The organism is Mycobacterium sp. P7213 (assembly GCF_900604305.1).
Classification (GTDB): Bacteria; Actinomycetota; Actinomycetes; order Mycobacteriales; family Mycobacteriaceae; genus Mycobacterium.
Genome location: NZ_UWOA01000052.1, coordinates 18267 through 32934 on the forward strand (window position 1 = coordinate 18267; position 14668 = coordinate 32934).

12 protein-coding genes are annotated in these 14668 nt (G+C 67.7%); 10 read left to right on the forward strand and 2 right to left on the reverse strand.

Features of this window, described 5'->3' with window-relative positions; translation table 11 throughout:
- Positions 1 to 213 precede the first annotated feature (213 nt).
- Complete coding sequence (gene pcrA, locus EJK91_RS17715; protein ID WP_024443708.1) at positions 214 to 2535, forward strand: DNA helicase PcrA; 2322 nt, start codon at positions 214 to 216, stop codon at positions 2533 to 2535.
- Between the two features lie 338 nt (positions 2536 to 2873).
- Positions 2874 to 3143: a hypothetical protein gene (locus EJK91_RS21885; protein WP_164518011.1), complete on the forward strand. Its 270-nt coding sequence runs from the start codon at positions 2874 to 2876 to the stop codon at positions 3141 to 3143.
- Positions 3144 to 3217: 74 nt separating this feature from the next.
- Here EJK91_RS21885 and EJK91_RS17725 read toward each other — a convergent pair whose 3' ends face one another.
- Positions 3218 to 4216 (reverse strand): M23 family metallopeptidase, encoded by a 999-nt coding sequence (locus EJK91_RS17725; RefSeq protein ID WP_241178734.1) that lies wholly within the window; start codon positions 4214 to 4216, stop codon positions 3218 to 3220.
- Between the two features lie 288 nt (positions 4217 to 4504).
- Between EJK91_RS17725 and sucC the strand changes: the two genes are divergently transcribed.
- The 3 genes from sucC (at position 4505) to EJK91_RS17740 (ending at position 8214) form a co-directional block, all read left to right on the forward strand.
- Positions 4505 to 5683 (forward strand): ADP-forming succinate--CoA ligase subunit beta, encoded by a 1179-nt coding sequence (sucC, locus tag EJK91_RS17730; RefSeq protein ID WP_024443705.1) that lies wholly within the window; start codon positions 4505 to 4507, stop codon positions 5681 to 5683.
- A gap of 3 nt (positions 5684 to 5686) precedes the next feature.
- Positions 5687 to 6589 carry a succinate--CoA ligase subunit alpha gene (gene sucD / locus EJK91_RS17735; RefSeq protein WP_024443704.1) on the forward strand — a complete coding sequence of 301 codons (903 nt, stop codon included), beginning with the start codon at positions 5687 to 5689 and terminating at the stop codon, positions 6587 to 6589.
- Between the two features lie 92 nt (positions 6590 to 6681).
- Positions 6682 to 8214: an acetyl-CoA acetyltransferase gene (locus EJK91_RS17740; RefSeq protein ID WP_125079583.1), complete on the forward strand. Its 1533-nt coding sequence runs from the start codon at positions 6682 to 6684 to the stop codon at positions 8212 to 8214.
- A gap of 99 nt (positions 8215 to 8313) precedes the next feature.
- Here EJK91_RS17740 and EJK91_RS17745 read toward each other — a convergent pair whose 3' ends face one another.
- Positions 8314 to 9162 (reverse strand): LLM class F420-dependent oxidoreductase, encoded by an 849-nt coding sequence (locus tag EJK91_RS17745; RefSeq protein WP_024443702.1) that lies wholly within the window; start codon positions 9160 to 9162, stop codon positions 8314 to 8316.
- A 155-nt stretch (positions 9163 to 9317) separates the two neighbouring features.
- Between EJK91_RS17745 and EJK91_RS17750 the strand changes: the two genes are divergently transcribed.
- From EJK91_RS17750 to purH, 5 genes are all read left to right on the forward strand, one after another.
- Complete coding sequence (locus EJK91_RS17750) at positions 9318 to 10220, forward strand: DUF5336 domain-containing protein (RefSeq protein ID WP_024443701.1); 903 nt, start codon at positions 9318 to 9320, stop codon at positions 10218 to 10220.
- A gap of 45 nt (positions 10221 to 10265) precedes the next feature.
- Positions 10266 to 11726, forward strand: a complete 1461-nt coding sequence (locus tag EJK91_RS17755; protein ID WP_024443700.1) for a cell division protein PerM — start codon at positions 10266 to 10268, stop codon at positions 11724 to 11726.
- Positions 11727 to 11860: 134 nt separating this feature from the next.
- The gene (locus EJK91_RS22625; protein WP_241178735.1) at positions 11861 to 12289 is read left to right on the forward strand and encodes a hypothetical protein; all 429 of its coding nucleotides are present in this window, start codon (positions 11861 to 11863) and stop codon (positions 12287 to 12289) included.
- 217 nt (positions 12290 to 12506) lie between these two features.
- Positions 12507 to 13094, forward strand: coding sequence for a phosphoribosylglycinamide formyltransferase (gene purN / locus EJK91_RS17765; RefSeq protein WP_046301708.1), 588 nt, complete (start codon positions 12507 to 12509; stop codon positions 13092 to 13094).
- The gene (purH, locus tag EJK91_RS17770) at positions 13091 to 14668 is read left to right on the forward strand and encodes a bifunctional phosphoribosylaminoimidazolecarboxamide formyltransferase/IMP cyclohydrolase (RefSeq protein WP_046301709.1); all 1578 of its coding nucleotides are present in this window, start codon (positions 13091 to 13093) and stop codon (positions 14666 to 14668) included. The genes purN and purH overlap by 4 nt, the downstream gene beginning before the upstream one ends.

A 14668-nucleotide genomic window follows, 5' to 3' on the forward strand; every position in this document is an offset into this window, starting at 1 on the left:
TCTGGTCCCATCGGCGATCCGGCCTCACACAACAGACGAGCCCCGGGTCGGCGAAGCGGACCGCGGGGCTTGGCGTTGCAGCTAAACCACGGGCACCGCTGATCGGTACCCGTAAAAAAATCGACGCTGCATGTCGAGCACGAACCGAGTCTGCCACTAAGGGTCGTGCCAGCGCAAAGAGTGTCGTCGGGCGGCGGTACGTTGGGTTGCGATATGACAGTGCACGCGACTCCGCAGACCGATCACCTCCTCGACGGGCTCAACCCGCAGCAGCGCCGGGCCGTGCTGCACGAGGGCTCCCCGCTGCTGATCGTGGCCGGGGCCGGCTCGGGAAAGACTGCGGTGCTCACCCGGCGTATCGCCTATCTGCTGGCCGCCCGCGACGTCGGAGTGGGGCAGATCCTGGCGATCACCTTCACCAACAAGGCCGCCGCGGAGATGCGCGAGCGGGTGTCGAGTCTGGTCGGGCCCCGGGCCCGGGTGATGTGGGTGTCGACGTTCCACTCCACCTGCGTGCGGATCCTGCGTAACCAGGCCTCGGTCGTTCCGGGGCTGAACTCGAACTTCTCGATCTATGACGCCGACGATTCGCGGCGGCTGCTGTTGATGATCGGCCGCGACATGGGCCTGGACGTCAAGCGGCACTCGCCCCGGTTGCTGGCCAATGCGATCTCCAACCTGAAGAACGAACTGATCGACCCGGACCGGGCGCTGGCCGACCTCACCGAGAGCTCCGATGACCTGAGCCGGGTGGTGGCTTCGGTCTACGCGGAGTATCAGCGCCGGCTGCGGTCGGCCAACGCGCTGGACTTCGACGACCTGATCGGTGAGACGGTCGCGATTCTGCAGGCCTTTCCGGAGATCGCCCAGCACTACCGGCGCCGATTCCGGCACATCCTGGTCGACGAGTATCAGGACACCAACCATGCCCAGTACATGCTTGTGCGCGAGCTTGCGGGGCACGGACCGCAGGCCGGCGCGGGCGGCGACGACCTGCCGCCGGCGGAACTGTGCGTGGTCGGTGATGCCGATCAGTCGATCTACGCCTTCCGGGGCGCCACCATCCGCAACATCGAGGATTTCGAGCGCGACTACCCCGACGCGACCACCATCCTGTTGGAGCAGAACTACCGCTCCACGCAGAACATCCTCTCGGCGGCCAATGCGGTGATCGCCTACAACTCCGGGCGCCGGGAGAAGCGACTGTGGACCGACGCCGGTGACGGCGAGCTGATCGTCGGCTACGTCGCCGACAACGAACACGACGAGGCGCGGTTCGTCGCTCAGGAGATCGATGAGCTGACCGATGCGGGCGCGGTCAACTACAGCGACGTCGCGGTGTTCTACCGCACCAACAACGCTTCGCGGTCGCTGGAAGAGGTGTTCATCCGCAGCGGTATCCCGTACAAAGTCGTTGGCGGCGTGCGCTTCTACGAACGCAAAGAGATCCGCGACATCATCGCCTACCTGCGAGTGCTCGACAATCCCGGCGACGCGGTGAGCCTGCGGCGCATCCTCAACACCCCGCGCCGCGGTATCGGCGACCGTGCCGAGGCCTGCGTGTCGGTGCATGCGGAGAACACCGGCACGGGGTTCGCCGCGGCGCTGGCTGCTGCCGCAGAGGGCGGCGTGCCGATGCTCAACAGCCGTTCGCAGAACGCGATCGCCGCCTTCGTGGCGATGCTGGAGGAATTGCGGGCGCATCTGAACACCGGCGACGACGACCTCGGTGGCCTGGTGGAGCTGGTGCTGGACCGCACCGGCTACCGCGCCGAGCTGGAGGCTTCGACCGATCCGCAGGATCTGGCCCGTCTGGACAACATCAACGAGCTCGTCAGCGTCGCACACGAGTTCAGCATCGACCGGGCCAACGCACTCGCTGACCAAGACGGCGGCCTCGATGAGGAGGATGTACCTGATGTCGGGGTGCTGGCGGCGTTTCTGGAGCGGGTCTCGCTGATCGCCGATACCGACGAGATCCCCGAGCACGGGTCGGGCATGGTCACCCTGATGACGCTGCACACCGCCAAAGGGCTGGAGTTCCCAGTGGTGTTCGTCGTCGGCTGGGAGGACGGCATGTTCCCGCACATGCGCTCGCTGGGGGATGCCCGCGAGCTGTCCGAGGAACGGCGGCTGGCCTACGTCGGCCTGACCCGAGCACGGCAACGGCTGTATCTGAGCCGGGCCAAGGTGCGTTCGTCATGGGGACAGCCGATGTTGAACCCGGAGTCGCGATTCCTACGGGAGATCCCGCAGCAGCTCATCGATTGGCGCCGGACCGACGTCACCGCCTCGCCGAGCGCTCCGGTCAGCGGCGCGGGCCGGTTCGGGACCCCCAGACCGGCACCGAGCCGATCGGGCAGCCGGCCGTTACTGGTGTTGGCGCCGGGGGATCGGGTCACCCATGACAAGTACGGCCTGGGGCGGGTGGAGGAAGTCTCCGGGGTCGGCGAGTCGGCGATGTCGCTGATCGACTTCGGCAGTTCCGGGCGGGTCAAGCTGATGCACAACCATGCGCCGGTGACCAAGCTCTAACTGCCGAAGTTTTGAGTCGGCAGTCCCGCTAACTGCCGATTTTCGTCGGCAGTCCAGCTTCGCCTCTCCTGCGTCGAGGCTCGCTAACTGCCGGATTTGAGTCGGCAGTCCAGCTTCGCCTCTCCTGCGTCGAGGCTCGCTAACTGCCGGATTTGAGTCGGCAGTCCAGCTTCGCCTCTCCTGCGTCGAGGCTCGCTAACTGCCGGATTTGAGTCGGCAGTCCAGCTTCGCCTCTCCTGCGTCGAGGCTCGCTAACTGCCGGATTTGAGTCGGGACTCAAGAAACCCACCGCGACACAGAACAGCCGGTCGGTATGCCACCAGCTGGCGATCAGATCGGTGGAGACCACCGAGGTGGCCCAACAGCCGATCAGGGCGAGCACGCAGGCACTGATCGCGACGCCGGCTGACGGGAACTGCGCCGGCAATGCCGCGGGGCTGGGCTGGATGGCCGGCGGTATCCGGCCCGAGCCGGTGACGATCGGGATGGCGCCGGTGGGTGCCCGGCGGATGATGCGGCTGGGAGGACTCGCCGGATCGGTCCCGGAGGGTCTGGAGGAACTGGCGCCGGTCGGTGGCTGGTGGCGGTCGCTCACCATTCCAGGCTAGCGGCGCCGGCAAGCGCGATGGAGCCGGGCGCTGGCGCACCACCCGCTTGCGGGGGACAGGCCGGCGCCGTCGTATCAGGCGAAATTGATCCCGCGCTTGGCGAGCCAAGAAGTCGGGTCGATCCGGTTGGTGCCGTTCTGCAGCACCTCGAAGTGCAGGTGCGGACCGGTCGAGTAGCCGCGATTGCCCATCTCGGCGATCTGGTCGCCCGCCATCACCCGCTCACCCACGCTGACCAGCGACCGGTTGATGTGGCCGTAGAGCGTCACGGTTCCGTCGGAGTGGCGCAGCTTGACCAGCATGCCGTAACCCGCACTGGGACCCGACTCGATCACCACGCCGTCAGAGGCCGCCAGGATCGGGGTGCCAATGGCGTTGGCGATGTCGATTCCGGCGTGCAGCACGCCCCAGCGGTAGCCGAAGTTCGAGGTGAACGCGCCCTGGGTGGGGGCGACGAACAACGGGCGCTGCAGCCGGGCTTCACGCTCGGCGCGCTCCTGAGCGAACGCCATGCCCTTGGCCAGCTCCTCGTTGTGCACGACGACGCTGGCCGCAGCCTTCACCGTGATCATCTGCAAGCCGTGGCTGGACGTCGTGGTGCCGTTGTTTAGCGCGGTCTTGCTGGCCGCCAGCACGGCCGGTCGGGCAACGGTCTCGTCGGACTGGTGGGTGGCGGCGTGCGCGGCGGCAGCGGCCGCACCGGCGGCCATCGCCGCGATCATCACGCGACTCTTGACAGCACTGGCGGGCTGGCTGCGGTGCTTACCGCGGCGCGGGGGCAGCTGGGCCGCCCCGTGCGGACGGTAGTAGCTGTCCGAATAGCCGCCGCGGGGGAACGCCAACTGCAGAACCGGCATGTTGTCGGTGTCGGTCATGTCGTCGAGCTCAGGGGCCAGCAATACGTCCGACGCCTCGTCGAACACGTCTTCGCTGAAGTCGTCCTCGGGCCAGCCGAACTCGTTGAACGGGATGATGTCGGTGACCTCGGTGGGACTGGGTGCCGACGGGCGGATCGCAGCTGCCGTAGCGCCGTTTCGACGTCGAGGGAGAGCCCCACCGGAAACCGGACGCATCGGTGCACCGTGCTGCATCAGCCTGGAAGTTCCTCTGGTCGTGATCAGAACGTTATAAAGACCTGGACTTGGTGACGGTAACCACTCCCGCTGGGGCGTGGCAAGCTATCGCCCGAATCCCGGCGTTAATGTGAAACGAATCACGTTTTTCTGGCGGTGAGATGTGCCACAGCAGTGGTACGCGAGGAGGGAACCCCGGCGCAGGCTCGATACAGTGCCTCGGGAGCGAAATCTCTCACAATCCGACAGTGCCGGCCTTCCGGCTACCCGTAATAAGACAGTGAGCCCATGGATCTTTTCGAGTATCAGGCGAAGGAGCTGTTCGCCAAGCACAACGTGCCCACCACTCCTGGTCGAGTAACCACCTCGGCTGAGGACGCCAAGGCCATCGCCACCGAGATCGGTCGACCGGTCATGGTCAAGGCCCAGGTCAAGGCCGGCGGCCGCGGTAAGGCCGGTGGCGTCAAGTACGCCGCCACCCCGGACGACGCGCTGACCCACGCGCAGAACATTCTCGGCCTGGACATCAAGGGTCACATCGTCAAGAAGCTGCTGGTGGCCGAGGCGAGCGACATCGCCGAGGAGTACTACATCTCCTTCCTGCTCGACCGCTCCAACCGCACCTACCTGGCCATGTGCTCGGTCGAGGGCGGCATGGAGATCGAAGAGGTCGCCGCGACGAAGCCGGAGCGGCTGGCCAAGGTGCCGGTGGACGCCGTCAAGGGTGTCGACCTGGCGTTCGCTCGCTCGATTGCCGAGCAGGGCCATCTGCCGGCCGAGGTGCTCGACGCCGCCGCGGTGACCATCCAGAAGCTGTGGGAGGTCTTCGTCGCCGAAGACGCCACCCTGGTGGAGGTCAACCCGCTGGTTCGCACCCCCGACGACCAGATCCTGGCGCTGGACGGCAAGGTCACCCTGGACGGCAACGCCGAGTTCCGTCAGCCCGGCCACGCCGAGTTCGCCGACTTGGACGCGACCGACCCGCTGGAGATCAAGGCCAAAGAGCACGACCTGAACTACGTCAAGCTCGATGGTGAGGTCGGCATCATCGGTAACGGCGCCGGCCTGGTCATGTCGACGCTGGACGTCACCGCCTACGCCGGTGAGAAGCACGGCGGCGTGAAGCCGGCCAACTTCCTCGACATCGGCGGCGGGGCCTCCGCCGAGGTGATGGCCGCCGGCCTGGACGTCATCCTGGGTGACAAGCAGGTCAAGAGCGTGTTCGTCAACGTGTTCGGCGGGATCACCGCCTGCGACGCGGTGGCCAACGGCATCGTGTCGGCGCTGGGGATCCTCGGTGACGCCGCGACCAAGCCGCTGGTGGTGCGCCTCGACGGCAACAACGTCGAGGAGGGCCGGGCGATCCTGGCCGAGGCAAACCACCCGCTGGTGACCGTCGTCGCCACCATGGACGAGGCCGCCGACAAGGCCGCCGAACTGGCTTTCGCAGCCGGAAAGGACGCTTAAGTCATGTCGATCTTCGTCAACAAGGACAGCAAGGTCATCGTCCAGGGCATCACCGGTGCCGAGGCGACCAAGCACACCGCGCGGATGCTCGCGGCCGGCACCCAGATCGTCGGCGGCGTCAACGCCCGCAAGGCCGGCACCACGGTGGCGCACAAGGATAAGGATGGCGCCGACGTCGAGCTGCCGGTGTTCGGCAGCGTCGCCGAGGCCATGAAGGAGACCGGCGCGGACGTGTCGATCGCTTTCGTGCCGCCGGCCTTCTCCAAGGACGCCATGATCGAGGCCATCGACGCCGAGATCCCGCTGCTGGTCGTCATCACCGAGGGCATCCCGGTGCAGGACAGCGCCTACGCGTGGGCCTACAACGTGGACAAGGGTGAGAAGACCCGGATCATCGGGCCCAACTGCCCCGGCATCATCACCCCGGGTGAATGCCTGGTCGGCATCACCCCGGCCAACATCTCGGGCACCGGCCCGATCGGTCTGGTGTCGAAGTCGGGCACCCTGACCTACCAGATGATGTACGAGCTGCGGGACTTCGGTTTCTCCACCGCCATCGGCATCGGCGGCGACCCGGTGATCGGCACCACCCACATCGACGCCATCGAGGCGTTCGAGAAGGACCCCGAGACCAAGGTCATCGTGATGATCGGCGAGATCGGCGGCGACGCCGAGGAGCGGGCCGCGGCCTACATCAAGGCCCACGTCACCAAGCCGGTCGTCGGCTACGTGGCCGGGTTCACCGCGCCGGAGGGCAAGACCATGGGCCACGCCGGCGCCATCGTGTCGGGCTCGTCGGGCACCGCGGCCGCCAAACAGGAGGCACTGGAGGCTGCCGGGGTGAAGGTGGGCAAGACCCCGTCGGCCACCGCGGCCCTGGCTCGACAGATCCTCGAGAGCCTGTAGGTAAGAACAACCCCGACCGTGCCGTTTCGTACGCCGCCAACAGCGCGTCGCGTATGAGACGGCACGGTCGGCATTTGTGGTGAGGTGAAACCGTGAGCATTGACCCCCGCACTCCCGTCGTCGTCGGCGTCGGGCAGGCCGCCGAGCACATCGACGACGCCGACTACCGGGCGATGTCGCCGGTGGAGCTGGCCGCAGCCGCGGCGCAGGCGGCCTTGGTGGACTGCGGAGCGAGCTCAGAGCAGGTCGCGTCGGCCATCGACGCGGTGGTGGCCACCCGCCAGTTTGAGATCTCGATTCCGAAAGCCCCTGCGCCGCTAGGCAAGTCCAACAACTTCCCTCGGTCCGTTGCGCGTTTGATCGGGGCGGAGCCGGCTCGCGCGGTGCTGGACAAGGTGGGCGGTCAGGGGCCGCAGAAGCTGCTGACCGAATTCGCCGGCGAGATCATGGCCGGCACCGCCGACGTGGTGCTGCTGTGCGGGTCCGACGCGACTTCTACGCTGCGTCACTTCGCCAAGGCCGACAACAAGCCGGACTTCAGTGAGACGGTCGAGGGGCAGCTCGAAGACCGGGGTTTCGGGCTTGAGGAGTTCGTCGAGCACTACACCGTCATTCATGGGCTGACCAGTGCCACGGTGCAGTACGGGCTGCTGGAGAACGCTCGGCGGGCGCGGTTGGGCCTGAGCAAGGCCGACTACCTGCAGGCCATGGCCGAGCTGTTCGCCCCGATGACCAAGATCGCAGCCAAGAACCCGTTTTCGGCCTCGCCGGTGGAGCGTTCCGTTGAAGAGCTGACGACGATCAACGCCGGCAACCGCCTGATCTGTGACCCCTACCCGCGACTGCTGGTGGCGCGGGATCAGGTCAACCAGGGTGCCGCGGTGTTGGTGATGTCGGCGGAGGCCGCCACCCGCCTGGGCGTCCCGCAAGACCGTTGGGTCTACCTGCACGGCCACGCAGACATGCGTGAGCAGCGCCTCCTGGAGCGCCTGGACCTGAGTGCCTACCCGGCCGCCATCACGGCCACCACCGAGGCGCTCGAGATGGCCGGGATCGGATTCGACGACGTCGCGGCGATGGACCTCTACAGCTGCTTCCCAGTCCCGGTGTTCGCCATCTGCGATGCCTTCGGCCTGTCGGCCGACGACCCGCGCGGCCTCACCCTGACCGGCGGGCTGCCCTTCTTCGGCGGCGCCGGCAACAACTACTCCATGCATGCGATCGCCGAGGCCGTCGCCTCAGCGCGAAGTGTCCCAGGCCAATTCACGTTCGTCGGGGCCAACGGCGGCATGATGAGCAAGTACTCGACCGGGGTGTATTCGACCACTCCGGTGCCGTGGAAGGCCGATCGCAGCGCCGAACTGCAGGCGCAGGCCGACACCGCGCCCACCGTGCCGGTCACCGAGAGTGCCGAGGGGCCGGGCACCATCGAGACCTACAGCGTCCGTTACGACTGGGAGACCCGGACCGGGATCATCATCGGCCGACTCGACGCCGACGGCACCCGGTTCCTGGCGACCACCGAAGACGAAGATCTGGTGGCGCTGATGTCCGACGGCGACCCGCTGGGCGCCCCGGTGACGGTGCACGCACTCGACTACGGCAACCGCTGCTCGTCGCGCTGATCTCCACCACCGTTCCGCCGCGAGGGTGCACAGAATGTCAGTAGAACTGGCGTGTCGCCGTACAAACACGCACCTTCGCGCGGAGTGGGGGCTCCTGCGCTAGGCGCTGAGCCCCAGCTTGGCAGCCAGGCGCTCCACATAAGCCGCCACCTCGGACTCGGACTTGTCGGGCAGCCCGAAGAGAGTCTCGGTGACCCCGATCTCGGCCCAGTGCGCCAGCTTCTCGGGCACCGGCTTGAAATCCAGCGCCACGATCTGCGGTGCTCCGTCGCGGCCGGCGGCCGCCCAGGTGTCCTGCAGCAGTTTGACCGGCGCGTCGATGTCGAAGTCACGCGGCGTGGTGATCCAGCCGTCGGCACTGCGGGCGATCCACTTGAAGTTCTTCTCGGTCCCGGCGGCACCGACCAGCACCGGAATGTGCGACTGCACGGGCTTGGGCCAAGCCCAACTCGGGCCGAAGTTCACGAACTCGCCTTCGAAGGACGCCTCTTCCTCGGTCCACAGCGCCCGCATCGCCTCCAGGTACTCCCGAAGCATGGTGCGCCGGCGGCCGGCGGGAACGCCGTGGTCGGCCAATTCGTCGGTGTTCCAGCCGAATCCGACACCCAGGCTGACTCGCCCCCCGGACAGGTGATCCAGGGTGGCGATCGACTTCGCCAGCGTGATCGGATCATGCTCGACGGGCAGTGCCACCGCGGTGGACAGCCGCACCCGCGACGTCACCGCGCATGCGGTTCCCAGGCTGACCCACGGATCCAAGGTGCGCATGTACCGGTCATCGGGCAGGGACTCGTCGCCGGTGGTCGGGTGCGCGGCCTGTCGCTTCACCGGAATATGCGTGTGCTCCGGTACATAGAAGGTGGTGAAACCGTGATCATCGGCGAGTTTGGCGGCCGCTGCCGGGTTGATGCCACGGTCACTGGTGAATAGCACGAGCCCGTAATCCATATCCCCGATTAGAACGTGTTCCTGTTCGGTGGGCAACGGGGGGGTGCCGGTCGCGCAGTGTTGACCCACCGACTCGGCCCGCAAGTGCGCTAGCGTGGATGGTCGAAGCGCGCCGCACCGCCCACCAGCGCCTGCCCACAAGCACAGGAGAGGTCATGACCTACTCGCCCGGGAATCCCGGCTACCAGCCTTCACAACCATCAGGCTCCTACGGACAACCGACCCCATCGTTCGCGAAATCGGGTGGCGACGTCGAGAGCAAAGTGCCGCAATACCTCCGAATCGCGGTCGTTGCGTTGGGGCTGGGTGTCTACCTGGCGAACTTCGGTCCGATCGTGACGATCACCGATGTTGACTACCCCCTGATCCTCAGCGACGCAGGCCACACCGTTCCGCTGGCGGTGCTGTCCGCACTGCTGGCCGCGGTGGCCCTGCTGCCCAAGGCGAAGAGTTACACGGCGGTGGTCGCCGTGGTCTCGACGCTGGGTGCGCTGCTGGCTATTTCGACGATCGCCGGTGCCAGTGGTAGCTACACCATCGGTTGGGGGCTGTGGCTGATCCTGATCTTCAGCGTCCTGCAGGCTGCCGCCGCGGTCGGATCGCTGCTGCTGGAGGCCGGCGTGGTGACTGCCCCGGCGCCGCGTCCCAAGTACGACCCCTATGCCCAGTACGGCCTGCCGCCGGGCGGTAACTACTACGGTCAGCCCGGCCAGCAGGGTTATGGCCACCCGGGACACCAGGGCCAGCAGGCTCCACAGCAGCCCGGCTACCCGTCCTCGTACGGCAGCTACCCCTCCGCGCCTTCCAGCGGCGGCTTCGGCGCGCAGCAGGCGCAGGGCTCCCCTTCGACGGGCGCTTTCAACTCCGGCGCACAGCAGGCGGCGCCGCAGGGGCCGCCGACCCCGCCGACCGGATTTCCGTCCTACAACCCGCCGTCGTCCGGTGGGTCGGGGAGTGCGTCGACCGGTGGCCACAGCGCAGCCGGTTCGGATCAGAGCTCGACGGGTGGCCAGCAGTCGCAGGGTGGCTCCACCTCGTCGGGGCCGGCGCAGCCCTAACCCGCGCCCGCGCGCCGAGTTGAACGTGCTCGCAGCGTGACATCGGTGACCGGCGTCAAACCAGGCTCGAACCCGACCCGCGACCTGCTACGGGTCGCCTTCGGGCCGTCCGTGGTGGCGTTGACCATCATCGCAGCGGTGACACTGCTGCAGTTGCTGATCGCCAACAGTGACATGACCGGGGCCTCAGGTGCCATCGCCAGCATGTGGCTGGCCGTGCACCAGGTGCCGGTATCGATAGGCGGCCGTGACCTGGGCGCGCTGCCGCTGCTGCCGGTGCTGCTGATGGTGGCCGGTACGGCCCGAACCACCGCGCAGGCCACCGCCCGTGGAGCCTCCTGGTTCGTCATCCGCTGGATCGTGGCTTCCGCGGTGGGTGGACCACTGTTGATCGCCGCGGTCTCCCTGGCGGTCATTCACGACGCGGCCTCGGTCATCACCGAACTGCAGACCCCCCATGCCCTGAGCGCCTTCGCGCACGTGTTTTTCGTGCACGTGATCGGTGCGGCGCTGGGCTTGGGGACGCGGGTGGGCCGTCGGGCGCTGGCCGAGGCCCGGCTACCGGATTGGCTGGCGGACTCGGTACGAGCCGCGATCACCGGCATGCTGGCGCTGTTCGGCCTGGCCGGGGCGGTGACGGTGTGCTCCTTGATCTGGCACTGGGGGACTATGCATGAGCTCTACGCGATCACCGATTCACTGTTCGGCCAGCTCAGCCTGACGCTGCTGGCCCTGCTGTATGTGCCCAATGTGCTCGTCGGCGCGACGGCGATGGCGGTCGGCTCGAGCGCACACATCGGTCCCGCGCTGTTCAGTGCCTTCACCGTTCTCGGCGGCGACATCCCCGCGCTGCCGATCCTGGCTGCGGCGCCCGTCCCGCCGTTGGGCCCCGCGTGGGTGGCGCTGCTGATCATCGGGGCGGCGTCCGGGGTTGCCGTAGGCCAGCAGTGCGCCCGCCGGCCGCTGCCGCTGCTTCCAGCTCTGGCCAAGGTGGCGGTGGCGGCATTCATCGCGGCGGTGTCGATGGCCGTACTCGGCTTGGCCGGTGGAGGCCGGTTGGGCAACTTCGGCGACGTCGGGGTGGATCAGCTGACGTTCGGTCCGGCGGTGTTCGGGTGGTTCGCCGCGATCGGAGCACTGACGGTGGTGATGATCGGCGGGGTCCGGGCTGACGCGGTGGTCGGGCCACAGCGTGTGCTGCCACCCGCCCCGGAGCGGCCCGTGGAGCCCGAAGGCGTCTCCGTATCTGGGCCGGCGCCCCTCGCCGACGTCGATCCCGAGGACCTCGTTGTCGTCGGAGAGCCCTTCGAAACCGACGAGCTGTTCGACGATGACTTCGAACCGGGCTTCCAGTCAGATGAGGTCACCGATGACGGCGAGTTGAAGTGGAGGCCTGAACCCGAGCCGCCGCGAACGTTTCGGTCGCACACGCCGACGCAGCCGCCGGGCCCGCTGGAAGATCCCGAGGACCTGATGTTTACCGACGACGACGGATACGACCGCTAAATCAAGGACTTCGGTCCCTTATATATGTCGCCGCTGGCTGATCGGATGGGTGGTGCCGACCGTCCGAACTCCAGGGGGACGACATGACCGACGTCGTGAGCGCCGAGCCAGCCCGCAAGAATGGCCCATCTGGCGTGCCCAGGCGGCGGAACCTGAACATGCTGGCGGGCGTCCGGGCCGAGATGCTGACCGGGCAGATCCTGCCGCCGGGCCATGAGCGGGTGCTCGACGTGGTGGTCCTGATCTGGGTGGACGGCGTCCAGGCCGGAATGCAGATGACCGAGCCGTCACCGCAGTCGCGACCTCTCGGATTGAGCGATGACGTGGCCGAGTCCCTCTACGACGAGCTGGAGGGTGCGGGGTTCTGCAGTGAGTACGACGAGTTCCCCGAGTTGGACGACCCCGACTTTCAGGACCTGGCGTATGCAAGAGTCAGCAAGCTCGGCAAGATGACTCAGCCGATGGGCCATCCCGAGGTCACCTGGGACATGGTCGAGATCTGGACGGACGGCGTGGCGGCCGCACTTCGGGTCGCCCGGGCGCGAGCGCAGCGCTCCGCCTGAACCGCTTGGGGTTTTGCGGCGGTTCCACCTTCGGCTCTCCTGCGTCGAGCCTCGCTGAACCGCCGGGTTCTCGCGCCGGTTCCAGCTTCGCTACGTTCGCAACCGCCACCGCCGATGGCGGTGAGCCGCGGCGCCCGGCTTCGCCGCGCCTGCGATCACCGCGTTAGGCTCAGTCACCGTGCAACCGATCCATGTGGCCCCCAGCGTCCCCGCCCGGATGGTGGTGCTGGCGTCGGGCACCGGGTCGCTGCTCGAGTCGCTGCTGGCCGCAGCGGTAGACGACTACCCCGCGCGGGTGGTTGCCGTCGGCACCGACCGCGACTGCCGGGCGGTGGAGGTCGCTGCCGCGGCGGGGCTGCCGGTGTTCACCGTCCGGATGGGGGACTATCCGAACCGGGCGGCATGGGACCTTGCGCTGACCGAGGCCACCGCGGCCCACAACCCCGATCTGGTGGTCTCGGCGGGCTTCATGAAGATTCTGGGATCGCATTTCCTGAACCGGTTTCTCGGGCGCACCGTCAACACCCATCCGGCACTGCTGCCCTCCTTCCCGGGCGCGCACGCGGTCCCCGAGGCGCTGGCCTACGGGGTCAAGGTCACCGGCTGCACCGTGCACCTGGTGGACGCCGGCACCGACACCGGCCCGGTGCTGGCCCAAGAACCGGTCGCCGTGCTCGACGGCGACGACGAAGACTCTCTGCATGAACGCATCAAGAAGGTGGAGCGCAAGCTCCTGGTTGACGTACTGGCCGCCTTGGCGACCGGCGGCGTGACCTGGAACGGACGAAAGGCAACCCTAGGATGACCGACGGCAAGCGACCGATTCGCCGGGCGTTGATCAGCGTCTACGACAAGACCGGACTGGTCGACCTGGCCGCTGGCCTGCACGCCGCCGGCGTGGATATCGTCTCCACCGGATCCACCGCCAAGTCGATTGCGGCCGAGGGTATTCCGGTGACGCCCGTGGAGCAGGTGACCGGCTTCCCCGAGGTGCTCGACGGCCGAGTCAAGACTCTGCACCCCCGCGTGCATGCCGGACTGCTGGCCGACCTGCGCAAGCCCGAGCATGCCGCGGCGCTCGATGAGCTGGAGATCGCAGCGTTCGAGCTGGTCGTGGTCAACCTGTACCCGTTCAGCGAGACCGTGGATTCCGGTGCCGGCCAGGACGAGTGCGTCGAACAGATCGACATCGGCGGGCCCTCGATGATCCGGGCGGCTGCCAAGAACCACCCCAGCGTCGCCGTGGTGGTCGACCCGCTCGGCTACGACGGTGTGCTGGCCGCGGTCAACGCCGGCGGCTTCACCCTCGAAGAGCGGAAGCGCTTGGCGTCCCTGGCATTCCGGCACACCGCCGAGTACGACGTGGCCGTCGCCAGCTGGATGTCGTCGACGCTGGCCCCCTCCGAACCGGCGGAAGAGCCGCGTCAAGCACTGCCGGAATGGTACGGGCGCACCTACCGCCGTGCTGCGCAGCTGCGCTACGGCGAGAATCCGCACCAGCAGGCCGCGCTCTACTGTGACGCCGGCGCGTGGCCGGGCTTGGCTCAGGCCGAGCAGCTGCACGGAAAAGAGATGTCCTACAACAACTTCACCGATGCAGATGCCGCATGGCGCGCGGCGTTCGATCACGAAGAGACCTGCGTGGCCATCATCAAGCACGCGAACCCGTGCGGCATCGCGGTCTCGGCGACCTCGGTGGCCGATGCCCACCGCAAGGCGCACGAGTGCGACCCCCTGAGCGCGTTCGGCGGCGTCATCGCGGCCAACACCGAGGTCAGCGTGGAGATGGCGGAGTACGTCAGCACCATCTTCACCGAGGTGATCGTCGCGCCGGCCTACGAGGCCGGGGCCGTGGAGATCTTGGCGCGCAAGAAGAACATCCGGGTGCTGCTGGCCTCCGAACCGCTGCGCGGCGGCACCGAATGGCGCCAGATCAGCGGTGGGCTGTTGATGCAGAGCCGCGACGGCCTCGACGCTTCCGGTGACAACCCGGTGAACTGGACGCTGGCCACCGGCGAACCGGCCGATGCGGCCACCCTGGCCGACCTGGTCTTCGCCTGGCGGGCCTGCCGCGCGGTCAAATCGAACGCGATCGTGGTCGCGGGTGACGGCGCCACCATCGGCGTGGGCATGGGCCAGGTCAACCGGGTCGACGCGGCCCGACTGGCGGTGGAGCGCGGGGGCGAGCGGGTGGCCGGTGCGGTGGCTGCATCGGATGCGTTCTTCCCGTTCCCCGACGGCCTGCAGACGCTGACCGCGGCCGGGGTGAAGGCGATCGTGCACCCGGGTGGTTCGGTGCGCGACGACGAGGTGACCGCGGCGGCGGCCGAGGCCGGGATCACGCTGTACCTGACGGGAGCGCGGCATTTCGCGCACTGA